The following is a 23,044-nucleotide window of genomic DNA, read 5'->3' on the forward strand; positions in this document are numbered from 1 at the left end:
CGGACGATGGGGGCGTACCGCTCGGGGGCGGCGAAGAACGGCGGCGGTGCGTTTCGGCGTTGCGCCCCGCCGCCGTCACCGGCCCCGTGTGGCGGCCGGTTCCGGGGGCACCGCCTCCCGCGGTGTCCCCGGAGTCGAGGGGGAGTCAGCCGGGGAGATTCCACTTCTGGTTGGTGCCGGTGTGGCAGGTCCACAGGTGGAGCTTGGTGCCGTCCGCCGAGGAGACCCCGGATGCGTCCAGGCACTTCCCGGAGGACGGGTTCTTCAACGTTCCGTCAGGCTGCGGCACCCACTTCTGGGCGCCCGTACCGTTGCACCCGTACAGCTGGATCTTCGTGCCGTCCGCCGTACCGGCCCCGCTCACGTCCAGGCATTTGCCCAGCGCCCGCAGCGTGTCGTCCGTACCCGGCGTCCACTTCTGGGCCGCCGACCCGTTGCACGTCCACAGCTGGATCTGCGTACCGTCCGCACTAGATCCGTTGGCCACGTCGACGCACTTGCCGCCGATGCCGGTGACAGCGCCCTCCCTGGGACCGGTCGTGCCTCCGAGTTCCTTGATGCGGATGTTGCGGAAGGACGCGTTGTCGCCTTCGCCGTGGTTCTGCAGGCCGATGTGGCCCTGCTGGAGGCTGCGGGCGGGGTCGGTGTTGGTGAAGTCGTTGATCTTTCGGCCGTTGAGGAAGAGCTGGAGGCGCTCGCCCACGACCTGGATCTCGTAGGTGTTCCACTCCCCCGGTGGGTTCAGGGCCGCGTCCCGGGCGGCGAGGTCGGCCGACTTGAAGCCGTAGACGGCGCCGGTGGTGCGGTCGGGGGTGTCCGTGGCGTCGATCTGGATCTCGTAGCCGTTGTCGACGGCGGACCACGGGTCGTCGGAGGCCGGGAAGCCCACGAAGACACCGGAGTTGTCGTCACCTGCCAGGCGCCAGTCGAGTTTGAGGGAGTACGAGGTGTACTCCTTCGCCTGGTACCAGAACAGGCCCAGGCCGCCCTGGGAGGTCAGTGTGGCGTCGGCGTTGGTGAAGGAGCCCGGGCCGGCCTGTTTCCAGCCCGTGGTTCCGGAGGTGCCGAACAGGGTGGTGTAGCCGGTCTCCGGGCGGCAGTCGGCCTGCGTCCTCTCCGCGGCCCAGCGGATGCCGCCCAGCAGGTGCCGGCGGAACGCGGGCTCGGCGTACGACTCCTGGGTGTGGCCGCCGCCGGTGTAGAAGGCACGTCCGCCCTGGTACTCCTTGCACCAGGCGATGGGATGGTCCCCGCCCATGGTGCCGCCGCTGTAGGTGGACTCGTCGAGGGAGGCCAGGACGTGGGCCGAGCTCCGCGGGTTGGTGCGGTAGTCGTACCACTCGTCGGTCCGCTGCCAGGTCGGGCCGAGGTGCGCGGTGGCGTCGTGGGCGCGGTCCTCCACCTTGACCGTGGCCGGCTGGATGTGCGGGTGGGACTTGAACAGGGCGCCGGCCAGGCCGCCGTACCAGGTCCAGTCGTACTCGGTGTCGGCCGCCGCGTGGATGCCGACGTAGCCGCCGCCTGACTGTATGTACCCCTCGAAGGCCGTCTGCTGGGAGGCGTTGAGGACGTCGCCGGTGGTGGAGAGGAAGACGACCGCCTCGTAGCCGGTGAGGTTCGCGGGGGTGAAGACGGCCGCGTCCTCGGTCGCGGTGACGGTGAAGTTGTTGGCGGCGCCCAGTTGGCGCAGGGCGGTGATGCCCGCCGGGATGGAGTCGTGGCGGAAACCGGCGGTCTTGGAGAAGACCAGGACGTCGTACGCGGGGTCGGCCGCCGCCGACGCGCGCACGGGCGCCTCCTGGCTCGGCACGGAGGCCGTGGAGACCGTCGCGGGCAGAGCGGCGGCGGCGAGCAGGCCGCAGGCGGCCCAGCCGGCGAGACGGGTGAGTCTTCGGTTCATGACAGGGTCCACTTCTGGTTGGTGCCGGTGTGGCAGGTCCACAGGTGGAGCTTGGTACCGTCCGCCGAGGAGGCTCCGGATGCGTCCAGGCACTTCCCGGAGGACGGGTTCTTCAACGTTCCGTCAGTCTGTGCCACCCACTTCTGGGCGCCCGTACCGTTGCACCCGTACAGCTGGATCTTCGTGCCGTCCGCCGTACCGGCTCCGCTCACGTCCAGGCATTTGCCCAGCGCCCGCAGCGTGTCGTCCGTACCCGCCGTCCACTTCTGGGCCGCCGACCCGTTGCACGTCCACAGCTGGATCTGCGTTCCGTCCGCACTCGCCCCGCCCGCTGCTTCCGCGCACTTGCCGCCGATGCCCTTCAGGTCGCGGCCGGGCGTGGCGGTACCGGTGGTGGTGAAGGTGAAGTCGTCCAGGTCGAAGAGGGAGCCGCTGCCGCCCTTGAAGACGAGGTAGAGCGTGGTGGTGCCCGCCGGGCGGTTGGTCAGCTCCGCGCTCACGTCCCGGAACGTGTCCCAGCTGCCGGTGACGGGAACCGCGACCGAGCCGAGCAGGGTGCCGGTGGGTGAGCCGGCCCGTACTTCGAGCGTGCCTCCCGAGCCGCCGGAGGAGACCCGGGCGGTCAGTCTGGTCGCGTTGGCGAGGAGGTAGGGGGTGAAGGAGATCCAGTCGTTGTTGTCGATGTGGCCGACGGTCCTGCCGCCGTTCGCCGAGGCCTTGTCGACGATCTGGACGCCGGCGGAGGCGCTGAAGTGCTCGGCCTGGCGCTTGCTGCCCTGGCTGATGTTCTGGTCGTGCGTGGTCAGGGCGGGCTGCCCGTTCGCCCCCTTGTCGGTGTACTCGGCGTCCCAGACGCCGAAGATGTTGGCGTTGGGGTCGTGCTCACCGTCGGCGATGGTCTGTACGGTGCCGGAGCAGCCGGTGGCGGAGGTCTGCGGGTGACCGTGGCTGTCGTGGCCGATGATGAAGGTGACCTTCACCTTGGAGCAGTCGATCGTGCCGTCCTCGGGGTCGGTGACCGTGACCTTGAAGGGGACGGCGGCGCCCGGGTCGATGATGGAGCCGTCGGCGGGCAGATCGAGGGTGACGGTGGGTGCGGTGTTGCCGACGGTGATGACCACGGAGGCGGTGGCGGTGTTGCCGGTGCCGTCGGAGACGGTCAGCTCGGCGGTGTAGCGGCCGTTGACGGTGTAGGTGTGCGAGGGGTTCGCGGCCGTGGACGTGCCCCCGTCACCGAACTTCCAGGCGTACGTGAGCGGGTCGCCGTCGGGGTCGGAGGTCCCGGCCGAGGAGAACGCGACCGCAAGGGGGGCCTGGCCCGAGGTGCGGTTCGCGGTCGCCTTGGCGAGCGGGGCGCGGCCTCCGGTGACGTACTCGATGCGGTAGACCGCGCTGTTGGCGTCGCCGTTGAAGTAGCCGGTGCCGTAGTCGAGGACGTACAGCGCGCCGTCCGGGCCGAAGGCCATGTCCATGACCTGGGTGCCCTGCCAGGGGAACGGGTTGATCGACTGTACGGTGCCGTCCGCGCCCTGCTCGATGCGCTTGATCCACTTGCGGCCGAACTCGCCCGCGAAGTAGTCGCCGTCGAAGCTCTGCGGGAACTTGACCGTGGACGTCGAGGCGGCGTCGTAACGGTAGACGGGCCCGCCCATGGGTGACTCCGAGCCGTTGCCGAACTCCGGGACGGAACCGCCGTCGTACGGTATCCAGGCGGGCTGGGCCGGGGGCAGGTCGGTCAGGCCGGTGTTGTTCGGCGAGGTGTTCTTCGGGGCGGCGCAGGAGAAGGTGGCGCCCGAGGTGGATGTGGCGAAGTCGTAGTCCACGTAGGGGCTGTTGTTTCCGACGCAGTAGGGCCAGCCGTAGTTGCCGGCCTTGGTGATCCGGTTGAACTCGACCTGTCCGGCGGGTCCGCGCCCCGCGTTCGCCGTGCCCGCGTCGGGGCCGTAGTCGCCGAGGTAGACGATGCCGGTGGGCTTGTCGACGCTCATCCGGAAGGGGTTGCGGAAGCCCATGGCGTAGATCTCCGGCCTGGTCCTCGCGGTGCCGGGCGCGAAGAGGTTTCCGGACGGGATGGTGTAGCTGCCGTCGGCCGCGACCTTGATCCGCAGTACCTTGCCGCGCAGGTCGTTGGTGTTGCCGGAGGAGCGCTGCGCGTCATACGCGGGGTTGCGGTTCGCCCGCTCGTCGATGGGGGTGTAGCCGTCGGAGGCGAAGGGGTTGCTGTCGTCCCCGGTGGAGAGGTACAGGTTGCCCTGGGCGTCGAAGTCGATGTCACCGCCGACGTGGCAGCACAGGCCCCGGCTCGCGGGGACGTCGAGGACCTTCTTCTCGCTGGCGGTGTCGAGGGTGCCGTCGGCCCTGAGGACGAACCGCGAGAGCCGGTTGACGCCGTCGAAGGGGGCGAAGTCCGCCGCCGACCCGCCTGCGGGCGCGTCGCCGGAGGGGGTGTTCAGCTTCGGGGCGTAGTAGAGGTAGACGAAGCGGTTGGTGGTGAACGCCGGGTCCACGCCCACGCCTTGGAGGCCCTCCTCGTCGTGCGAGTAGACGTCCACTTTCCCGGCGACCTTGGTCGTGCCGGCGGCGTCGGTGAGGCGGAGGGTGCCGTCCCGTGAGGTGTGCAGGACGGATCGGTCGGGCAGCACGGCGAGCGTCATCGGCTCGCCGGTCTCGGCCACCCCCTTGGCGAGGGTGACCTGCTGGAATTCGTCGGCCGCGACGCTTGCCACGGGTTCGGGGGCGGCTGCCGCGGGGCTCTGCTGGGCGGTGAGGGCGCCCGCGGCGGCGAGCAAGGTGCAGGCGAGCGCCGCGAGAGGTCGGGTGAGTCTCCTGTGCACGCGCATCCTCCGTGTGGTGACGGGGTGAGGTCTGGAGCACAGGCGCGCGCCGTCGCGCCGGGGAGACCTGGGTGCGCCCAGGGGGAGGGAGGAGCACTCAGGCCTTGTCGTTCGGTACAGAGCAGGAAGGTAATGGCTTTTCCGTGGACCAGAAAGCCCTTTGACGTACCTGGCCTCAACTTTCTCTACTGGGGAGACAAAGCGACCCGCCGAACGTCCTCGGCCGAGGGCCGGGACGGCGGGGCAGGGAGCGGCGGCGGGGGCCTCCCGGAGCAGCCGTGACCGCTCGCCCGTCGGTCGGCGAAACACCAAGTCGACCTGCGGCGAAGGGAATTGGTCCAGACGAACGCCTTGACGGGCCTGCGGCGCGCTCCTTAAATCATTATCGCCAACTGTTGAACGCTGCTGTCCCCGGCGATCCCCCGATCACTTCACTTCGTGTCCACTGCACGGCTGCCAGGGCGTCCGGCGTCCTGTCATGCACACGTCACGGTGAACCGGTTCTCCCATCCACCCCTCACACCCCCACGAAAGCGATGTGATGCCCCGTGCGTACGCCTTGGCGCCACAGATCCCTCACCTGGCTGGCCGCGGCCGCCTGTCTCACCCTCGCCGCCCTCTCCCCCACCGCCGTGCAGGCCGCCCCGGCCCCGGACTCCGGTGCGGTCGCCCCCGCCGCGGTGACCTTCGACGAGAACTTCGACGGCCCGGCCGGTTCGGGTGTCAACTCCTCCAGGTGGCAGCTGGAGACCGGTGACAACGTCAACAACCACGAACGGCAGTTCTACACCTCGGGGACGAACAACGCCGCGCTGGACGGCCAGGGCAACCTCGTCATCACGGCGAAGAGGGAGAATCCGGCCAACTACAACTGCTGGTACGGGCGGTGTGAGTACACCTCGGCCCGCCTCAATACGGCCGGGAAGTTCACGGCGCAGTACGGGCGCGTCGAGGCCCGCATGAAGCTCCCGCGCGGCCAGGGCATCTGGCCCGCCTTCTGGATGCTCGGCAACGACCTCGGCAACGTCGGCTGGCCCGCCTCGGGTGAGATCGACATCATGGAGAACGTGGGCTTCGAGCCGGGCACCGTACATGGGACGCTGCACGGACCGGGCTACTCCGGCTCCGGCGGCATCGGCGCCGGCTACACCCTGCCCGGTGGCGCGGCCTTCGCTGACGCTTTCCACACCTTCGCCATCGACTGGAGCCCCAACTCCATCAGGTGGTCCGTGGACGGGAACGTCTACCAGACCCGCACCCCCGCCGACCTCGGCGGCCGGCAGTGGGTCTTCAACAAGCCCTTCTTCATCATCCTGAACCTCGCGGTCGGCGGCTACTGGCCCGGCGACCCCGATGGTTCGACCCGCTTCCCGCAGCAGCTCGTCGTGGACTACGTCCGCGTGAACACCGACACCACCACCCCGCCGGCCGGCGCGAAGACCATCCGGGGTATCGGCGGGAAGTGCCTCGACGTGGCGGGCGCCAGCTCCGCCAACGGCACCGCCGTCCAGCTCTACGACTGCAACGGCACCGCTGCCCAGCAGTGGGACGTCCGCTCCGACGGCACCATCCGCGCCCTCGGCAAGTGCCTCGACGCCAAGGACGGGGCCACCGCCAACGGCACCCTCGTCCAGCTGTGGGACTGCAACGGGACCGGCGCCCAGCGCTGGGCCGTCCCCGCCGCCCGCGACATCGTCTCCATCCCGGCCGACAGGTGCCTGGACGCCATCGGCAGCTCCTCCGCCAACGGCACCCGCACCCAGTTGTGGACCTGCACCGGCGCAGCCAACCAGAAGTGGACCGTGGCATGAGCAACGGCCCGCTCGGGGCCCGCTCCCGTAACGCACGCACCGCGCACTGAAACCGCTTCTGCCCGGCGACGGAGAGCCGTCGCCGGGCAGAAGGCGGCCGTCCCGCGTCCCGGTCGAACCACGCGGCAGTCGCCGAGCGCCGCGAGCACGATGACGCAGTGGATGGCCCCGCTCGCTGGTTCTGGCGCGTCAGACCTTGGCGCGGCGGACGTCGATGTTGCCGTGCCGGGTGCGGGCGCGGATCCTGACGGTGTTCTCGCCCTCCTGGGGGGCCTTCGACTCGGTGAGCGAGTTGCGCAACTGGCCGGTGCCCGAGCTGACGTCCAGCCAGGCGACGGTACCCTCGCGGACGCCGACCTCGATGGCACCGTAGGAGGTCTCCAACTGAACTGTTCCGCGGGCCACTTCCGCCACCCGCAGGGTGCCGTGGGCGGTGGTGGCCGTGACCGGTCCCTCGGCGCGTGTGATGACGATGTCGCCGTTGGCGCCGCTCACCCGCAGATCGCCCCTCGCGGTCTCGACACTCGTGGTGCCGTGCGAGTTCTTCAGGACGGCGGAGCCTTCCAGGTGGCCGACGCGCAGGCTCCCGGAGCTGGTGGCCATCTCGGCCGCGCCCTCGACCCGGTCCACGGTGATGGAGCCGTGTGACGCGGTCAGCTTCAGCGGGCCGGTCGTGTCGAGGCGGACATCGCCCGACGAGGTCTTCACGCGGACCTCGCCGAGCCGGCCCTCGCCGAGCACCTGGAGCCAGGCGCCGGTCGCCTCGACGCGCGAGCCCGCAGGCAGTTCGACCGTCACGTCGACGGCGCCGATGCGGCCGAGCAGTCCGGGCTTGGGCGTCCTCACCGTGAGTGCGCCGCCCGCGTACGTGACCCCGGTCTGGCCCGCCGTCCGCACGTCCTGGTCCCGCTCCGGGTCGCGGGGGCGCACGTCCACGACGGTGGTGGGGCCCTCACCCGCGGCGAACAGGATGGAGCCGGCCTCCACATGCGCGGCGACGGAGATCGGTTCGGGGGTGTCGAAAGAAGGCATGGCCGTCCCGTCCTCGTGGGTCCTGGAGACGTCCCTGCTGGTGGGACGCGGTGTTGGGTGAAGTGGTACGGAGCCGGGGCGGCTAGCGCACCCAGCCCGTGAAGCTCTGCCCGACGGTCCGGGCCCTTTCCGTCGTACGCGGCCGGGCGCCGCCGTCGAGCGCGGCCGACACCGCCCGCACCAGCCACGCGTTGACCGACAGGCCATCACCGGCCGCGGTCTCCTCGGCGCGGGCCTTGAGGTGGGCCGGCAGGCGCAGATTGATCCGGGCCGTACCGCCCTCGTCACTCCCGGCCTGGATCTTGAGCGGCTCGGCGGGGGCGCCCTCCCCGGGCTGGGGCAGGTTCACCACGAAGACGGGGTCGAGGCCGCGCAGCCGTACATCCACCGAACCGGGGGCGAGCTCGCGCGTGACCTCGTCCATCGCGGCGGAGAGCACATGAAGCATGGTCAGCCTGGTCGCCGACTCCAGAGGGGCGGTGAGCCTCTCCGCCAGCACACGGGCTTCTTCGCCGCCGGCCTCGGCGGCCACCGCGAGTTCACGGCGGAGGGAGTCGACATACGGGGTGAGATCCATGGCGCCACTATGGCGCCATCCACAAGCCCTTGTGATTGCAGCTCTGCCGGGTAGTGGATGGTGTCGCAGGCGGAATGTGGCACCAGATGGCGCCACAGCGCTCAACCTTGGCCCCAAAGGGGTGTCATGACGGAGACAGCCCCTCCGAACAGCAGCCGAACGACGGACAGCGGGTGTGGACGCGTGTGCTTCTCCTCGCGGCGGGGCAGCCGACCGTCATGACTGTTCTGCGTAAAGTCGCCCGCCCCCTGCTGGCCTCGATGTTCGTCAGCGGCGGATACAACGCGGTGCGCAATCCCGCGCCCCTGGTTCCTGCCGCCGAACCCGTGACCGATCGCTTCTCCGCGACGATCGGACAGCGGACGTCCCTGCTGCCGGAGGATACCGAGAGCCTTGTACGCCTCAACGGCGCCGTACAGCTCGGTGCCGGTCTCCTGCTCTCGCTGGGGCGCGCACCCCGGCTCGCCTCGGCCGCCCTCGCCGTGACCCTCATCCCCACGACCCTGGCGGCCCACCGGTACTGGACGATCGAGGATCCGGAGAAGCGTGCCGCCCAGCGGGTCCAGTTCCTCAAGAACGCGTCCCTGCTCGGCGGACTCCTCATCGCCGCCGCCGACACCCACGGCAAACCCTCGCTCGCCTACCGCACCCGCCACGCCGCCGGTCACGCCTCAGACGCCGTCACCCACCAAGCGCACACGGCCGCCGACCGGGTCGGTGATGTGGCGGGCAGTGCCGTGCACAGTGTCACGGGCGCCGTCGAAGCGGCCCGCAAGCGACTGCCGTAACCGCTCCTCCTCAAGGCGCCGGCCCGGAGCGGCGTCGGACCACCCGCAGTCGGCCGGAGGACCGGCCCGCGAGCCCGTCGACCGCCCGGGCCGTCGCCTCGTCCGCCAGGAGGAAGACCACCAGCCGCCACCCGTCCTCGGGGAGTTCGCGGGGCTCGCGGACCGGCTTCGGTGCGCATCCGGACGGGTGGCGGAGCCGCAGCGGCCCTCGTCGCGGCACCACGTACCGGTTCAGGTGGTGCGTGAGGTCGGGGCCCGCAGCGGGGGGCGAGTTCCGCGGTGAATGAGGCCGGATCGGAGCGCCGCAGCCCCGGCACCCGGCGGCGCCCCCGGTCCGGCACCCCCGGCGACCACGGCTGGACGCTGTCGCGCCTGGCCCGGTGACATCCCCCAACGGCGAACCCACGCCGGGAGGACACGACGCCGCCCCTAGGCCGCGGGAGCGCCCGAGGTAACACTGCGGGGCCGGCCTGAGCACGGTCCGGCGGGCCGCGCCGCGTCCGGATAGTGGTGACCCTGCACGACAAGCCCAAGCTCGTGATCATCGTCGGAGGTGTCCGGGAGGACCGGTTCGGTCCGGCCGTGACCTCCTGGGCCGCCGAACAGGCCGGTGCTCACGGCGCTTGCGAGGTGACCGTCGTCGATCCGGCCGACCAGGACATCCCCTCGGCCCTGCCCGACGCGTCACCGAAGTACGCAGATGACGACCACCCCCGTCCCGGCGGGATGGCGGAGCTGGCCGCCGCCCTGGACGACGCCGACGCATTCGTCGCCGGCACACCCTTGTGCAACCACAGCTCCCCCGCGTCGCTCAAGGCGGCCGTCGACGGGCACTTCACCCGGTGGACGGCCAAGGCCGTCGCCTTCGGCAGCTACGGCGACGCGGCGGGCGGCCGGCACGCGGTCCTGCACCTGGCGGACGCGCTGGCCGAGCCGCCCGCGGTGACCATCCGCGAGGGCCTCGCCTTCCCGAACCACTTCACCAGCCGGCAGGAGCGCCGCCCGTCGGCGCCCGAAGCCGCCGGTTACGCCAAGACGCTGCTGGACCGGCCGGCCCGGTGGGCGACCGCGCTCCGCCCGGCACGCCATGCGGAGCCCCTCCCTGCTTGATCGCGGGGACCCGATGTGATCCGCCGGGAGCCGGTCGCCTCCCGGCGGATCACCCGGTCACCTTGGCGATGAACGCGGCGAGATTCGCCACGGTCCGCTGGATCTGCTCGTCGAGGGTGAGCGACTCGCGGAGCCGTCCGCCGACGCCCGCGTCCTTCTTCCCTCGCACGTAGAGCGAGCAGGCGAGGTCGCTGCACATGTAGGCGCCGACCGAGTTGCCCTGCTGGCCGGCCTTCCCCGACCTCGGGGCCACCAGCAGGGAGACGCCTCCGGTGTGGACGGTCACACAGAGGGAGCACATGCTGCGGCGGGTCTGCCAGGAGCCCGCGTCCGAGGAGCGCAGCTGCACACCGACCGGCGTGCCGTCCCAGGCGGCCACGAGGTACGCCCGGTCGGGGGCCTGCGGGTCGCGCCAGCCCAGGAAGTCCAGGTCGGACCAGGGGCGTTCGGCCAGGTCGCGAGGGATGTTCAGACGCTTGGCCTCACCTTTGGTGCAGTTCACGAACGCGGTGCGGATCTCTTGCTCGGTCAGCGGATTCATGACAGCCACGCTAATTTGCCTAAAGTCATTAGGCAAACGTATATTTACTTAGGCAATCACTCGGAAGCGTTCGGAGGGTGGCATGGCGAAGGCAGGACCGGCCGCGGAGCGCGTGGTGAGAGCGGGGGCCGAGCTGGCGGACGAGATCGGCTTCGAGCAGGTGACCCCTTCCGAGCTCGCCCGGCAGCTGGGCGTCAGGACCGCGAGCCTGTACTCGCACGTCAAGAACGCCCACGACCTCAAGACGAAGATCGCCCTGCTCGCGTTGGAGGAGCTGGCCGACCTGGCCGCTGCCGCCATCGCGGGGCGGGCCGGCGAGGACGCGCTCACCGCCTTCGCCGACACCTACCGCAACTACGCCCTCCAGCACCCGGGGCGCTTCGCCGCGGCCCAGTTCCGCCTCGACGCGGATGCGGCCGCCGCCGGCGCGGGCGTACGGCATTCCCGGATGATGCGGGCCATCCTGCGCGGCTACGACCTGACGGAGACCCAGCAGACCCATGCCGTACGGCTACTGGGCAGCGTCTTCAGCGGTTTCGTCGGCCTGGAAGCGGCCGGCGGCTTCAGCCACAGCTCCCCCGCCTCCCAGGAGAGCTGGACCGAGATCCTCGGCGCACTCGACGCCCTGCTGCGCAACTGGCCCGCCCTCCCCTGACCCCTCCCGAGCGGAATCCCCCCCCAGAAGCCCGCCCGCGCCCTGACCCTTTCCAGCGAGGAGAGTCCAGAAAATGAACACCCGGCCCGACTGGACCACCACCCCCATCGGCCTCGACATCCTGCGCGGCGCCCTCGACCTGGAGCGCACCGAACGCGGCGTGCTGCCCCACCGGCTGCCCGCCCACGCCCGGCAGCAGATCCCCGACGGACAGCTGGCCATGGCCGAGTCGCAGCCCTCCGGGGTCCGACTGGCCTTCCGCAGCCGGGCCACCGCCGTCGAACTGGACGTGGTCGCCACCAAGCGGGTCTACCCGGGAGCGCCGCCCCGTCCCGACGGGGTGTACGAGCTTCTCGTGGACGGGCGCCTCGCGGGCCGGGCGAGTGCGCCCGACGGCGACACGCTCACCATCGACCTGGCTTCGGGGACCGCGCACAGCCGCCCGGGTCCCGTGGAGACCATCAGCTTCACCGGCCTGCCGGACACCGAGAAGGGCATCGAGATCTGGCTGCCCCACGACGAGACCACCCAGCTGGTCGCCCTGCGCACCGACGCGCCCGTCAGCACCCCGCAGCCCAGCGGCCGGCCGGTCTGGCTGCACCACGGCAGCTCCATCAGCCACGGTTCCAACGCCGCGACACCTACCGGCACCTGGCCGGCCCTGGCGGCGGCCCTCGGCGGGGCCGAACTGATCAACCTCGGGTTCGGCGGCGGCGCCCTCCTCGACCCCTTCACCGCCCGTGCCATCCGGGACACCCCCGCCGACCTGATCAGCGTCAAGATCGGCATCAACCTCGTCAACGCCGATCTGATGCGGCTGCGCGCCTTCGGACCGGCCGTGCACGGGTTCCTCGACACCATCCGCGAAGGGCACCCCACCACACCCCTGCTGGTCGTCTCGCCGATCCTCTGCCCCATCCACGAGCACACGCCCGGCCCCGCCGCCCCGGACTACAGCGCGATGAGCGAGGGGCGGCTGCGGTTCATCGCCACCGGGGACCCCGCGGAGACCGCCGCCGGGAAGCTGACCCTCACCGTCATCCGGGACGAGCTGGCCCGGCTCGTCGGACGGCGCGCCGCCACCGATCCCCATCTGCACCACCTGGACGGCCTGGCCCTCTACGGCGAGACCGACCACGCCGAACTACCGCTGCCCGACGCCCTGCACCCGGACCCCGCCACCCACCGCCGTATCGGCGAACGCTTCGCCGGCCTCGCCTTCGGCGACGACGGGCCCTTCGCCGTGAAGCGCCGCTGACCCGGGGCAACGGCTCAGCGGAGCGCGCCTCCACGGTCGGACCGCGGCCGGCGCCTCCCCGTCAACGCGCGCTCCGCCGGCAGGAGAGGACCACCAGGAAGGGCCAGAGCGCCTGGAGGAACGTCACCACCCGCTCGGCGATGCCGGGCGCCCCGGCGCTCTGCAGCTCGGCCAGGAACCAGAACGCCGTCGCACCCATCACCGCGCTCGCGGCGAGCGACACGTCCAGCCGCAGCCCCCACGGGACCGGGCCCCCCTTTCCGCGGACGGCGGCCAGCGGAGGCCATACCGCCAGCAGCACGAGGCCCAGCGTCGCCACAGCTCCGTGCTCCAGCGCCCCGCCGCTGCTCGGTGCCGGTACCAACGTCAGCGCCAGGGCGCACAGCCCCCCGCCGGCCAGGGCGACGCGCCCGGCGAGCGCCGCTCCCCGGAGGGCGTGCGCCGTGACGACGTAACACATGCCCAGCACCAGCAGCGCGCCGGTCATCAGCCAGTAGCTGCCGGCCCCGTAGGCGGCCAGCACGCTCAGGGTCTGCGTCGCGGGGTCGTACGACGGGCCCTGCCGCAGTTGCGCGATCGTCCAGGAACCGACCAGCAGCAGCGGCGCACACCCGGAGGAGAGCAGGGCCCACCAAGGGACAGATCGCATCAAGACATCATAAATGCCCTGGGATTGCTTGTCGTTGACCTCGGCGCCGAGCCATGGCAGCAAGAGGCGAACCCCGTGCCGGGGGACGTCAGTCGGAGGAGAGGACCACCGCCCCCACCGGGCAGGCCCGTACCGCCTCCCCCACCAGCGGATGGGTCCCGGACGTCGCCTCCCGGCCGGGGAGCACCTCGCTGAGACCGTCGTCGTCCTGGGTGAAGACGTCCGGCGCGGTCAGCGCACACATGCCGGCGCCCACACAGCGTTCCTTGTCGACCTGGACTCCCACGCCGCTCACCAGGCCACGGGCAGGTCGAGGAGGCCCTGGATCGTGTCCCCCGGCTTGTGACGGATCTCGTGCGCGGGTACGGCGAGCCTGAGCCCGGGAAGCCGCTCGAACAGGGTGCGCATCGCGATGTCCAGCTCGGCGCGGGCCAGGTTCTGGCCCAGGCACTGGTGGACTCCGAAGCCGAAGGCGAGGTGATGGCGGGCGGGGCGGTCCCAGTCGAGTGTCTCGGCCCGGGGGAACACGTCGGCGTCGCGGTTGATCAGCGAGGTCGAGAAGACCACGCCCTCCCCCTTGCGGATCGTCGCCCCGTCGACCTCCATGTCCTCGGTCGCCAGGCGCTGGAGGCCCTCGGCGATGGAGAGGAACCGCAGCAGCTCCTCGACCACCACGGCGGTGCTCGTCCCGCCGGCCCGCAGCGCCGCCAGCTGTTCGGGGTGGCTCAGCAGCGTGAACGTGCCGAGCGAGATCATGTTCGCCGTCGTCTCGTGCCCGGCGATGAGCAGGATGACGGCGAAGGCGACCAGCTGTTCGCGGTCGACCGGTCCGTCCGGGTGGTCCCGGTGGATCAGCTCGTCCAGGAGGCCGTCACCCGGCTCCGCCCTCTTGCGGTCGATCAGCGCGCCCAGGTACTCCTCGAGTTCGTCGCGGGCCCTGTTCACATCGTCGGCTCCCGGGCCGCGCAGGAGTCGCTGCGAGCGTTCCTCGAAGAACGCGTGGTCGGCGTAGGGCACGCCGAGCAGAGCACAGATCACCATCGACGGCACCGGCAGGGCGAACGCGCTCACCAGTTCGGCCGGGGGCCCTTGTCGCTCCATCGCGTCGAGGAGCCGGTCCACGGTCTCCTGGATACGCGGGCGGAGCGCGCCGATCCGCTTCACCGAGAAGGTCGGGATGAGCATCCTGCGCTGGGTGTTGTGCTCGGGGTCGTCGACGCCGAGCAGAGCGACGCGGCGCCGCTGCGCGCCGGCGAACCGCTCGGCCGGGACGGGGAAGTCCGGGTGGCTGCGGTCGGTGGAGAGCCGCGGGTCCGCCAGTAGCCGACGGGCCAGGGCGTGCCCGGTGACCGCCCAGACCGGGCGTCCGTCGAAGAGGGTGACCCGGCTCAGCGGGCGGCCCTCGCGCAGCGGTGCGTACCCGGCGGGCGGGTGGTAGGGGCACCCGCGGTCCTGCGGGAAGGACGTCGCGGGGGCCGGGGAGGTGGGGTCGAGGTTCTGGCGGGCCGGGTCCGTCGTGGATTCCGTCATGGGATCGGGTCGCCTCGCAGTGCTCGGTCGTGCGCGCGGAGCCGGTCGTTCCGCGCTTCTTCACTATTAGATGCCTCAGGCACCTATCTGGTCGACGGGTAGACCGGCCAGCTCGGCGGGCCCGTGGATCTGGCCGGTGTTGTTCGTACGCGTTCGATCCGCATCGCATCCCCTCAGCTCCGGAGGGGCGACCCGGCGGCGCCGGCGTGGCCACCGGGCTGCCCAGCGGCCTGAACCGGGCGGGAAAGCGGGGCCTGAATCATGCCGTCCGCCGAAGACGCTTACCCTCGTGTCCCTTACGGCGCCGGTCAGCCGTGGGGACCGTCTGGGTCCGTGCAGCCGCGCCGACACATGACCGGCCACCTCGGCATCGGCGGGGTGCTGAGCCCCGGAGGTCCGGCACGGGCCGCTCGCCGAAGTCGGTGGACGGGCCCCGTGTTGCACCGGGGGCGAGGGCGGCACGTACCGTACGGCAGGTGAACGAACCGTTCGAAGCCGTCACCGAGCCTGCCGTGGACGAGCGCGGGCAGACCGCGACGATACGAGTCTTCCTGGCGCTCGCCCCTCCCGACGACGCCAAGGACGAGTTGGAGCGGGCGCTGCGCCCCGCCTACGAGGCGTATCCACGGCTGCGGTGGAACCGGATCGAGGACTGGCACATCACCCTGGCGTTCCTCGGTGAACTCCCGCTCACCACCGTCCCGCTCCTGATGCCCCGCCTCGCCGAGTTGGCGGCGCGGCACCGGCCCCTGCGGCTGGCGCTGCGCGGCGGCGGGCACTTCGACGAACGGGTGCTGTGGAGCGGGATCGAGGGGGATCTCGAAGGGCTGCACCGGCTGGCCACCGACGTACGCGAGGCCGTCAAGGCGTGCGGGGTCTCCTTCCCTGACCGGCCGTTGCGGCCCCATCTCACCCTGGCCCGCTCCCGCCGGGGCGACCACTCAGCGGTGGTGGAGGTCGCCGAGGGACTCGCCGCGTTCTCCGGCCGCGTCTGGGAGGCCGGGCGGCTCCATCTGGTCGGCAGCAACATCGGCCGGGGGCCGGGGCCGATCCGCTACCGGGACATCGAGGCCTGGAGTCTCGGCCAAGGAGCCTGATCCGCGCCTGTCACCGCGGTTCGGGTGCGGTACGGCAGGTGGGTGGCGGACCGTCAACGCGGCGCTCCACGGCCCGAGTCGAGGGCCGCGTGTCGCCGCGCTCCGAGGTCACCCCAGGACGGTGCATGTATGCGAGCTCCGGAACCGCCACTTCGAAGAGGTAGCGCTTGGTCACGCCGCCTCCGTACCGTCCGTCGATCAGCGCGGCGACGCACTCCAGCAGCCCGTCCCCGACGGCCTCCGGGAGGGCCCGGTGGCCGGAGAAGGTGCGCAGCAGGTCGAGGTAGCCGGTGGTGGCGAAGGTGAGGTCCTGCGGGTGGCGGCGCAGGACCGTGGGGCCGAACCGGCCGCTGCGCGCCACCTCCCTCACATGGTCCGAGGCGTCGACGTCGGCCGCTGCGGGAGGCCGCAGCCCGGGTGGGGTCTGCGGGTCGAAACGCTCGTAGCAGCGCTGGACCTCGGCGAAGAACCCCTCGGCACCGCCCATGACATGCTGCCCGCGGGCCACGGCGAGCGCTCCGCCCGGACGGAGGGCGTCGGCGGCCCTCCGGATCGCCGGGTCGATCCAGTGGAAGGCCGTCGCCGAGACCACCACGTCGTACGGTTCCGGCGGCAGCGGCCAGGACTCGAACCGCGCCGTCACCACCTCCGCCTCCGCTTCACCGGCCAGGTCGCGACGGGCGATCGCGGCCATGCGTGGCCCCGCCTCGACGGCGGTGATCCGGCAGCCCCGTCCGGCCAACGGCACCGTGGCCTGGCCGGTCCCGCACCCCGCTTCCAGTACGCGGCTGCCGGGGGCCCGCACCGGCGAGCTCGGCCAGATCGTCGTACAGCTCCGGCGGATGACCGGGCCTGGCCCGGTCGTAGAGCTCGGCGTCCTCGTCGAAGACGCGGGCCGGCCGCTCCCGCCGGGGCTCCTCAGGGGTGTCGTCGCGTCGGACCCGCGTCCCCCCGCTCATGCGGAACGCGGACTCAAGGGCCGCGCGTGCGTCAGGAGGAACTCGGTCGCCCGGGCGATGGCCTCGGCCGAGGTGGGGTGGACGGCCTCGGACTCCTCCGCCTGCCCTTCCGCCGCCGTGGCGGTGTACCACCAGGCGTCCGCGTCCGGGTCGTGGTGGATGACGGCGGAGCCACCCGCGTAACGGAGCGGGACGGACTCGCCCGCCGACCTCTTGACCACGGCGTGGGGCCACTTGAGGCGGGCGGACTGGCGCTTGATGCCGCCCCAGGCCGCGCCGAGCTGGGTGTAGCTGGCTCCGCTGCGGCCGGCCGCGGTGGCCGCGCTCTCGGCGAGCCGGTCGACGGAGCGCTTGGCCTCGAACAAGGCTCGCAGCGTGGCGAGTTGCACGTCGGGGGCGGCAGTCAGCGCGGCGTCGAAGGGCCGGCCGGCGGTGCGGTAGGCGCGCGCACGCGTCGAGATCCGCTCGGCCAGGGCGCGGACCGCGTCCAGCACCTGCTCGTCCATGGTGAACGTGTCGTCATCGCTGGGCTCGCTCCAGGCGGGCTCCACCGGCGTCATGACCACGTTCCAGAAGTTCTCGTCGTCGCGGGTCGGGGTGGGGATGCCTCTCGATTCCTCCATGCGACAAGTTTAACTGTCACAATGGAGCGAGACAAGAAAAACTGTCAGCGCGCGTGGGCAGCCTCCGTCAGGGCCGCGGTGAGGCGGCCGAGGACCTCCTGCAGCCCGAGAACCTCCTCCACCGACAGGCCCGTCGCCGCGAGCACCCCCCGGGGGACGGACAGCGCGCGCTCACGCAGCCGCGCACCCTCACCGGTGAGTTCGATGACGACGGACCGCTCGTCCTCACGGCTGCGTTCGCGCCGGACCAGCCCTGCCGCCTCCAGCCGCTTCAGCAGCGGCGAGAGGGTCCCGGAATCCAGACGGAGGCGCTCCCCGATGACCTTGACCGGCCGGGGCCCCTCCTCCCAGAGCACCAGCATGACCAGGTACTGGGGGTAGGTGAGGCCGAGCTCCTTGAGCGCCTGCCGGTAGAAGCCGCCGAACGCCCGCGACGCCGCGTGCAGCGAGAAGCAGACCTGGTGGTCCAGCCGCAGCAGCTCCTCGTCGGGGACGGCGGGGAGGTCGGGCGAGGCGTTCGGAACAGGCGTCATGGAATCAGCGTACCGCCGACCACGCGATTAAGTTGTGCACAACTTAATGATGTGCAATCTTTGTGTTCGTGACCGCGACCGATCCGTTCGCGGCACCGACGAGGAGGGTCACCCCATGGACGCGCTGTACACCGCCGCCGCAACCGCCAACGGCCGTGAGGGACGTGCCGTGAGCTCGGACGGTCAGATCGACCTGCCGCTCGCCCTGCCCCCGGCCCTCGGCGGCAACGGCAAGGGCACCAACCCCGAGCAGCTCTTCGCAGCCGGGTACGCGGCCTGTTTCGCCAGTGCGATGGCGTCGGTCGCCCGTGAGATGAAGGTCGACACCAAGGACGTCTCGGTGACCGCCGAGGTCTCCATCGGCAAGGACGGCGGCGGCTTCGGTCTCGCGGTCGTCATGCGCGTGGAGCTGCCGGACTCCCTCACCGGAGAGGTCGGGCAGCAGCTCGTCGAGGCCACCCACGCCTACTGCCCCTACTCCAAGGCGACCCGCGGGAACATCGACGTGGAGCTGGTCATCGAGTAGTCCCCCGCCCTCGGGCGGTCAGGCGGGCCAGTACCGCCTCGACCGCCCGGCGTATGGTGTCGCGTCCCTCGTCCGTCGGGTCGAGGGGCTCGCAGCCGTGGCGGCCCTCCGGTACGTCGACCACCTCGACGTGGGCCCCGCGGCGTTCGGCCTCGGTGAGGAACTCCTCGACGGTGACGGCGATCTCGGCCAGCTGGCGCCCTGCCCGGACCAGCACGACCGGGAGCTTCCCCGCGTGGGCGACCGCCCGCACCGGGTGGAACCGGGGGTCGGCCACCCCCAGCTCGGCAACGGGGCCAGAATCGGGTAGTTGGCGGCCAGGCAGCGCAGCCAGGGCGGGGGCGCGGCCAGCCAGTCCGCGGCGAGGGGGCCGCCGCCGGAGAAGAACCACAGGGCGACCCGGTCCGCGTCCACCCGGGGGTCGGCGCGGACCCGGCCCACCGCGGTGGCGACATCCACGGCCGCCCGATGGCAGTCGGTGAAGGCGTGCAGCCGGTGGTCGAGGGTCACGGCCAAGGCTCCCCGCCCGGCGACGTACCGCGCGCACCCCGTCAGGGCCGGCCAGTCCCGGGGCGTCGGCCGCGCCCCGGCCGGTACGGGGCCGCCGTGGACGAACACCACGGCCGGATGCGGCCCCTGCGCCTCGGGGAGGTACAGGTCGGTGTTGCCGGCACGTTCGCGGGGCCGTTCGGGAACGTCGAGGAGGAACGGCCGCAGATGCGAGGGCGGTTCGGTGGCGTCGGCGGGCTTCAGCCGTTGGCCCCCGCCGGCCGCCGCCCCGGTCAGGATAGCGCCGCCCTGCCGGCCGGGATCCAGAGCGGTGTGTCGATCATGACGTCCACCGACGGCCCGGCCCGTCTCAAGTCCGCACTCGGCAGTGGGACCGGCCAGCTCCGCCAGGCTGCGGCCGACGCGGGCCGGGCCGGGGTCCGCTGAGGCCGGTCCCGGGCCCGCACGGCCCGGGACCGGCTGTCCTGCGGGAGGGCTCCGCCCTTCTAGAAGGCGGTCCAGGTGAAGGCGACCTTGTCGCCGGCGCTCAGCTTGAACTGGCAGCCGCCGACCGGGATCGAGGTGCCGTTGACGGCGATGTTCCAGTAGGCGACGCCCCCGCCGCTGACGTTCTTTATCGTGTCGACGGAGTAGTCGTCGAACGACGCGTACCAGGTGCCGTCCCAGGTGAAGTGTCTCTTCCGCGCGGCGTCGTCGAGTGCGGCGGTCGGGGTGGGTACGGCGCTCGGGTTGGCTCCGCCGTTGGTGCCGTCGCAGCGGTGGGTGCCGCCGGTGGCGGTGGTCACGTCATGCCCCTTGGTCGTGATCTTTCCCTTGAAGAGGCGTCCGTCCGGCCCCTTCACGGTGAGGGAGACCTTCACGGGGGCGTTCGTGGAGGCCTTGGCCTGCGGCTGGGCGACAGCGGGGGCGGAGGCGAGAGCGAGGCCGAGTGCGGCCGTGACGACGAGGGTGCGGCGGGCCGATGTCAGGTGCACGAGTGTGCCTTTCCGGTGCGGGGCAGCCTGCCGTGCCGCACCGGGGCCCGACCGTCCGCGCCGCGTCCGTCCGCGCGTCTCGCGGCGTACGCGCGGCGGACCGGGGCCGCGGGGCTTCGCACTGCAGACCATGACAGGGGAAGCGGTACACGTCACGCGCCGGGCTGTCCGACTCACGGCCCGACGGGCCGCACACGGTTGCAGGTCAGCGCCGGATTCCCACCGGCTTCCCCCAGTCGCGCACGCATTCAGTTGTCGCTCCGGATCTCCGAAGCCCTCGCATGCTACGGCCAGTTGGGCGCGCTTAGCCGGGGAACGGGCCAAATACACCGTCCGTGCGCAGCGGGGTCAGCGGCCGGAGGGCGGGCCGAAGCGCTCGGGTGCCAGGGTGGCGAGGAGGGAGGTGACCACGAGATCCGTCGAGGCGGCCATGTCCACGGAGTCCGGCGACAGCAGCCACTGGACCTGGAGGCCGTCCATGACCGCGATGATGGCGTTGGCCGCGTTCCCGGTCAGCTCCGCGCGGTCGGCGGGGAGTTGGCACGCCTCGCGCAGGGCGTCGGCGACGAAGACCCGCAGTCCGTCGTAGCGGTCGCGGAAGTAGTCCTGGGCCGGGTGGTCGTCGGTGACGGACTCCGCCGAGAGGACCGCGTACAGCCTGACGATCCCTTCGCGCTCGGCGTTGCGGAGCGCGGTGTTCACCAGGTGGCGCAGGAAGTCGAGCCCCTGGGGGCGGTCGGGGCCGAGCTGTTCGATGTCGGCCCGGTCGCGCAGTTCGAGGACGCTGGTGAGGAGCAGCGCCTTGGAGCGGAAGTAGTGCAGGACGCCCGCCTGGGTGAGACCGACCCGGTCCGCGATCTCCGCCAGCGAGGCGTTGTTGTAGCCGCGCGCGGCGAAGGTGTCCATGGCGATGGACAGGATGTCCTGCTGGCGCTGCTGGGCTTCCGGACTGCGCGGCGTACGGGGCTTGGCCGGACGGCGCGGCGGCCGGCCGACCGACTGGTTGCCCACTGACTGGTTGCTCACCCGGTCAGCTTAAGCCTGCTCGGAACGGTGATCCGGGAGAGATCCGCCCGGGACGGCAGAACACCGCCTCCGACTACTTACTAACCACTTAGCGGGTGTGGTTTCATGCCGTTGCCCCGCCGATGTCTCCAGGTATCGACGTATCGACCCAAGGAGAGAGCCGCACATGCCTCACCCCCACCCCCGGCGCCTCAGAGCACGCGCGGCAGGCGCCGCGCTCGTCATGGCCGTCGCCGGACTCGGCGTCAACGCCACCGTCACCACAGCCCGGGCCGCCGACCCGGTCGCCCAGGTCTGGGTGACCACCACCGACGGCAGCAAGAAGCTCACCGCCGACGGAAGCGTGCCGTTCACCGGCACCCCGCAGGGCGTCGACATCCGGATCGACGCCAACAGCAAGGGCCAGAGGTTCACCGGCGCGGGCGCCTCCGTGACCGGTGCCTCGGCCCATCTCATCCAGGGCCTCCCCCAGGCCCAGCGCACCACACTTCTCAGGTCGCTGTTCTCCGCGGAGGGGGACGGCATCGGACTCAACTACCTGCGCCAGCCGCTGGGCAGCACCGACTTCGACGCCAACTCCGACTTCTACACGTACGAGGACACCCGGGGCTCGTTCTCCATCGACCGGGACCGGAGCCAGATCATCCCGGTCCTGAAGCAGGCCACCGCGATCAACCCCGCCATCCGGTTCATGGGCTCGCCCTGGTCTCCCCCGGCCTGGATGAAGACGAACAACTCCCTCAACGGGGGCAGCCTCAGGACCGAGCACCACCAGGCGTACGCCGACTATCTGGTGAAGGCGATCAGGGCGTACGGGCAGGAGGGGATCACCCTCACCGACCTCACGGCGCAGAACGAGCCGGAGTTCGCGACCAGTTACCCGTCGATGAGCATGACGGCCGCCCAGCAGGCGGACTTCTTCCAGGTCCTGGACCGTACGCTGACCGCCGCGAACCTGCCCACCAACCTCCTGGCGTACGACCACAACTGGGACCACCCCAACTACCCGCTGGACGTCTTCGCCCGGACGGGCGGCATCCAGCGGATCATCGGTGCGGCCTTCCACTGCTACGGCGGGGCACCGGCGGCGCAGCAGCAGATCGTCAACGCCGGGAAGCGGGTCTTCTTCACCGAGTGCTCGGGCACCGACAGCGCGAACCCCGCCACCACGTTCGGCGACACCCTCAAGTGGCACACCGAGAACCTCGTCGTCCAGAACATGCGCAACGGCGGCGAGACGGTCATCAACTGGAATCTCGCCCTGGACCGGAACGGCGGACCCCACCAGGGCCACTGCACCAACCGCTGCAACGGCATCGTCGAGATCGCCGGCGGCCAGGTCACCCGGAACGCGGAGTTCTACGTCCTGGGGCACGTCACCAAGTTCGTCAAGCCCGGCGCGACCCGTATCGGCTCCACCAGCCAGGGTGCGGGCGGTGTGCAGAACGTCGCCTTCCAGAACCCCGACGGAACGCGTGCCGCCGTCGTCGTCAACACCGCCTCCGGCGCCCAGCGGTTCTCGCTGACGGACAACGGCAGGTCCCTCGCGTACACCCTGCCCGCCGGTGCCGTCGCCACGTTCACCTGGGACGGGAGCGGTGGTACGACGGAGCCTCCGGGGGGTTCCATCGATCCGGCCGCCTGGTACCGGGTGCAGAACACCAACAGCGGGGCCTGCCTGGACGCCGCCGACTGGGGCACCGGTGACGGCACCGCGCTGCAGCAGTGGGCGTGCGGCACCGAGGCCAACCAGAGCTGGCAGTTCCGGCCGACCGGCGGCGGGCACTACCAGGTGGTGAACCGGCACAACACGAAGGTGTGGGACGTGGACGGCGGCGCCGGGGCGACCGCCGACGGCACCAAGGTCCACCTCTGGTCGTACGTGGGCTCCACGAACCAGCAGTGGCGGCCCGAACCCCTGGCCACCACCGGGCGGTACCGCTTCGTCGCCCGCCACAGCGGCAAGTGCCTCACCGTCGACAGCTCCTCCACCGCGAACGGGGCCCGACTCTCCCAGCAGCCGTGCAACGGGGCTGCCGCCCAGTCGTTCGCGCTGACCGGCTGACCGCGCAGCGCCGCACGTCGGGCCCCGCCGAGTCCTGGGCGGGGCC

21 protein-coding genes, 2 pseudogenes and 1 riboswitch are annotated in these 23,044 nt (G+C 71.5%); of the genes and pseudogenes, 8 read left to right on the forward strand and 15 right to left on the reverse strand.

What is annotated here, in order from left to right; genetic code table 11:
• Positions 1–145: 145 nt before the first annotated feature.
• Both D6270_RS00485 and D6270_RS00490 read right to left on the reverse strand, forming a co-directional pair.
• Positions 146–1,900 (reverse strand): ThuA domain-containing protein, encoded by a 1,755-nt coding sequence (locus tag D6270_RS00485; protein WP_109167762.1) that lies wholly within the window; start codon positions 1,898–1,900, stop codon positions 146–148.
• Positions 1,897–4,734, reverse strand: coding sequence for a PQQ-dependent sugar dehydrogenase (locus D6270_RS00490; RefSeq protein WP_109167761.1), 2,838 nt, complete (start codon positions 4,732–4,734; stop codon positions 1,897–1,899). Before D6270_RS00490 ends, D6270_RS00485 begins: the two co-directional genes overlap by 4 nt.
• 548 nt (positions 4,735–5,282) lie before the next feature.
• On the opposite strand from D6270_RS00490, the gene D6270_RS00495 reads away from it, so the two are divergent.
• Positions 5,283–6,545 carry a glycoside hydrolase family 16 protein gene (locus D6270_RS00495; RefSeq protein WP_109167760.1) on the forward strand — a complete coding sequence of 421 codons (1,263 nt, stop codon included), beginning with the start codon at positions 5,283–5,285 and terminating at the stop codon, positions 6,543–6,545.
• 189 nt (positions 6,546–6,734) lie between these two features.
• Here D6270_RS00495 and D6270_RS00500 read toward each other — a convergent pair whose 3' ends face one another.
• Together D6270_RS00500 and D6270_RS00505 are read right to left on the reverse strand one after the other, a co-directional pair.
• On the reverse strand, positions 6,735–7,577 hold the full coding sequence (locus D6270_RS00500; protein ID WP_109167759.1) for a DUF4097 family beta strand repeat-containing protein: 843 nt from the start codon (positions 7,575–7,577) through the stop codon (positions 6,735–6,737).
• A gap of 82 nt (positions 7,578–7,659) precedes the next feature.
• Positions 7,660–8,154, reverse strand: a complete 495-nt coding sequence (locus D6270_RS00505; protein WP_109167758.1) for a hypothetical protein — start codon at positions 8,152–8,154, stop codon at positions 7,660–7,662.
• A 218-nt stretch (positions 8,155–8,372) separates the two neighbouring features.
• On the opposite strand from D6270_RS00505, the gene D6270_RS00510 reads away from it, so the two are divergent.
• Positions 8,373–8,942 (forward strand): DoxX family protein, encoded by a 570-nt coding sequence (locus D6270_RS00510; RefSeq protein WP_109167844.1) that lies wholly within the window; start codon positions 8,373–8,375, stop codon positions 8,940–8,942.
• Between the two features lie 10 nt (positions 8,943–8,952).
• Here D6270_RS00510 and D6270_RS00515 read toward each other — a convergent pair whose 3' ends face one another.
• A complete protein-coding gene (locus tag D6270_RS00515) occupies positions 8,953–9,162 on the reverse strand; it encodes a hypothetical protein (protein ID WP_225976739.1) in 210 nt (69 codons plus the stop codon).
• 284 nt (positions 9,163–9,446) lie between these two features.
• On the opposite strand from D6270_RS00515, the gene D6270_RS00520 reads away from it, so the two are divergent.
• Positions 9,447–10,052: an NAD(P)H-dependent oxidoreductase gene (locus D6270_RS00520; protein WP_391040974.1), complete on the forward strand. Its 606-nt coding sequence runs from the start codon at positions 9,447–9,449 to the stop codon at positions 10,050–10,052.
• A 49-nt stretch (positions 10,053–10,101) separates the two neighbouring features.
• On the opposite strand, the gene D6270_RS00525 is transcribed toward D6270_RS00520, so the two are convergent.
• Positions 10,102–10,593 (reverse strand): FBP domain-containing protein, encoded by a 492-nt coding sequence (locus tag D6270_RS00525; protein WP_109167756.1) that lies wholly within the window; start codon positions 10,591–10,593, stop codon positions 10,102–10,104.
• An 82-nt stretch (positions 10,594–10,675) separates the two neighbouring features.
• Between D6270_RS00525 and D6270_RS00530 the strand changes: the two genes are divergently transcribed.
• Together D6270_RS00530 and D6270_RS00535 are read left to right on the forward strand one after the other, a co-directional pair.
• Complete coding sequence (locus D6270_RS00530) at positions 10,676–11,248, forward strand: TetR/AcrR family transcriptional regulator (RefSeq protein ID WP_109167755.1); 573 nt, start codon at positions 10,676–10,678, stop codon at positions 11,246–11,248.
• A 73-nt stretch (positions 11,249–11,321) separates the two neighbouring features.
• Positions 11,322–12,506: an SGNH/GDSL hydrolase family protein gene (locus D6270_RS00535; protein WP_109167754.1), complete on the forward strand. Its 1,185-nt coding sequence runs from the start codon at positions 11,322–11,324 to the stop codon at positions 12,504–12,506.
• A gap of 61 nt (positions 12,507–12,567) precedes the next feature.
• Here the strand turns inward: D6270_RS00535 and D6270_RS00540 are convergent, their stop codons facing one another.
• From D6270_RS00540 to D6270_RS00550, 3 genes are all read right to left on the reverse strand, one after another.
• Entirely contained in the window at positions 12,568–13,155 is a 588-nt protein-coding gene (locus tag D6270_RS00540; RefSeq protein WP_109167753.1) for a DUF998 domain-containing protein, read from the reverse strand.
• An 88-nt stretch (positions 13,156–13,243) separates the two neighbouring features.
• Positions 13,244–13,450, reverse strand: a complete 207-nt coding sequence (locus tag D6270_RS00545; protein WP_204117245.1) for a ferredoxin — start codon at positions 13,448–13,450, stop codon at positions 13,244–13,246.
• The gene (locus tag D6270_RS00550) at positions 13,447–14,685 is read right to left on the reverse strand and encodes a cytochrome P450 (RefSeq protein ID WP_109167751.1); all 1,239 of its coding nucleotides are present in this window, start codon (positions 14,683–14,685) and stop codon (positions 13,447–13,449) included. The genes D6270_RS00545 and D6270_RS00550 overlap by 4 nt, the downstream gene beginning before the upstream one ends.
• Before the next feature lie 476 nt (positions 14,686–15,161).
• Between D6270_RS00550 and thpR the strand changes: the two genes are divergently transcribed.
• Positions 15,162–15,782, forward strand: a complete 621-nt coding sequence (gene thpR / locus D6270_RS00555) for an RNA 2',3'-cyclic phosphodiesterase (RefSeq protein ID WP_109167750.1) — start codon at positions 15,162–15,164, stop codon at positions 15,780–15,782.
• Positions 15,783–15,924: 142 nt separating this feature from the next.
• Here thpR and D6270_RS00560 read toward each other — a convergent pair.
• From D6270_RS00560 to D6270_RS00570, 3 genes and pseudogenes are all read right to left on the reverse strand, one after another.
• Positions 15,925–16,741: pseudogene (locus D6270_RS00560) on the reverse strand (class I SAM-dependent methyltransferase); the annotation flags it as partial.
• Positions 16,738–17,364, reverse strand: coding sequence for a hypothetical protein (locus D6270_RS00565; RefSeq protein WP_109167749.1), 627 nt, complete (start codon positions 17,362–17,364; stop codon positions 16,738–16,740). The gene D6270_RS00565 and the pseudogene D6270_RS00560, both read right to left, overlap by 4 nt.
• A 44-nt stretch (positions 17,365–17,408) precedes the next feature.
• Positions 17,409–17,897 (reverse strand): MarR family winged helix-turn-helix transcriptional regulator, encoded by a 489-nt coding sequence (locus D6270_RS00570; RefSeq protein ID WP_109167748.1) that lies wholly within the window; start codon positions 17,895–17,897, stop codon positions 17,409–17,411.
• Between the two features lie 115 nt (positions 17,898–18,012).
• Here D6270_RS00570 and D6270_RS00575 point away from each other — a divergent pair, with 115 nt between their 5' ends.
• The gene (locus D6270_RS00575; RefSeq protein ID WP_109167747.1) at positions 18,013–18,423 is read left to right on the forward strand and encodes an organic hydroperoxide resistance protein; all 411 of its coding nucleotides are present in this window, start codon (positions 18,013–18,015) and stop codon (positions 18,421–18,423) included.
• Here D6270_RS00575 and D6270_RS00580 read toward each other — a convergent pair.
• The 3 genes and pseudogenes from D6270_RS00580 to D6270_RS00590 all read right to left on the reverse strand — a co-directional run.
• Positions 18,413–19,212 (reverse strand): annotated as a pseudogene (locus tag D6270_RS00580) (alpha/beta hydrolase); the annotation flags it as partial. The gene D6270_RS00575 and the pseudogene D6270_RS00580 overlap by 11 nt on opposite strands.
• Before the next feature lie 206 nt (positions 19,213–19,418).
• Positions 19,419–19,907, reverse strand: coding sequence for a DUF4430 domain-containing protein (locus tag D6270_RS00585; RefSeq protein WP_109167746.1), 489 nt, complete (start codon positions 19,905–19,907; stop codon positions 19,419–19,421).
• Between the two features lie 161 nt (positions 19,908–20,068).
• Positions 20,069–20,140, reverse strand: a riboswitch (cobalamin riboswitch).
• A 115-nt stretch (positions 20,141–20,255) separates the two neighbouring features.
• Positions 20,256–20,813, reverse strand: coding sequence for a TetR/AcrR family transcriptional regulator (locus D6270_RS00590; RefSeq protein WP_109167843.1), 558 nt, complete (start codon positions 20,811–20,813; stop codon positions 20,256–20,258).
• A 286-nt stretch (positions 20,814–21,099) separates the two neighbouring features.
• On the opposite strand from D6270_RS00590, the gene D6270_RS00595 reads away from it, so the two are divergent.
• Positions 21,100–22,998: an RICIN domain-containing protein gene (locus D6270_RS00595; protein ID WP_109167745.1), complete on the forward strand. Its 1,899-nt coding sequence runs from the start codon at positions 21,100–21,102 to the stop codon at positions 22,996–22,998.
• Positions 22,999–23,044 lie beyond the last annotated feature (46 nt).

The organism is Streptomyces griseus subsp. griseus (assembly GCF_003610995.1).
In the GTDB taxonomy this organism is placed as follows: domain Bacteria; phylum Actinomycetota; class Actinomycetes; order Streptomycetales; family Streptomycetaceae; genus Streptomyces.

Coding starts and splice junctions, on each gene's coding strand:
- D6270_RS00500 (WP_109167759.1), bottom strand. CDS start 7,577: ATGCCTTCTTTCGACACCCCCGAACCGATCTCCGTCGCCGCGCATGTG.
- D6270_RS00530 (WP_109167755.1), top strand. CDS start 10,676: ATGGCGAAGGCAGGACCGGCCGCGGAGCGCGTGGTGAGAGCGGGGGCC.
- D6270_RS00565 (WP_109167749.1), bottom strand. CDS start 17,364: ATGGAGGAATCGAGAGGCATCCCCACCCCGACCCGCGACGACGAGAAC.
- D6270_RS00485 (WP_109167762.1), bottom strand. CDS start 1,900: ATGAACCGAAGACTCACCCGTCTCGCCGGCTGGGCCGCCTGCGGCCTG.
- D6270_RS00570 (WP_109167748.1), bottom strand. CDS start 17,897: ATGACGCCTGTTCCGAACGCCTCGCCCGACCTCCCCGCCGTCCCCGAC.
- D6270_RS00535 (WP_109167754.1), top strand. CDS start 11,322: ATGAACACCCGGCCCGACTGGACCACCACCCCCATCGGCCTCGACATC.
- D6270_RS00505 (WP_109167758.1), bottom strand. CDS start 8,154: ATGGATCTCACCCCGTATGTCGACTCCCTCCGCCGTGAACTCGCGGTG.
- D6270_RS00590 (WP_109167843.1), bottom strand. CDS start 20,813: ATGGACACCTTCGCCGCGCGCGGCTACAACAACGCCTCGCTGGCGGAG.
- D6270_RS00575 (WP_109167747.1), top strand. CDS start 18,013: ATGGACGCGCTGTACACCGCCGCCGCAACCGCCAACGGCCGTGAGGGA.
- D6270_RS00540 (WP_109167753.1), bottom strand. CDS start 13,155: ATGCGATCTGTCCCTTGGTGGGCCCTGCTCTCCTCCGGGTGTGCGCCG.
- D6270_RS00550 (WP_109167751.1), bottom strand. CDS start 14,685: ATGACGGAATCCACGACGGACCCGGCCCGCCAGAACCTCGACCCCACC.
- D6270_RS00510 (WP_109167844.1), top strand. CDS start 8,373: ATGACTGTTCTGCGTAAAGTCGCCCGCCCCCTGCTGGCCTCGATGTTC.
- D6270_RS00525 (WP_109167756.1), bottom strand. CDS start 10,593: ATGAATCCGCTGACCGAGCAAGAGATCCGCACCGCGTTCGTGAACTGC.
- D6270_RS00595 (WP_109167745.1), top strand. CDS start 21,100: ATGCCTCACCCCCACCCCCGGCGCCTCAGAGCACGCGCGGCAGGCGCC.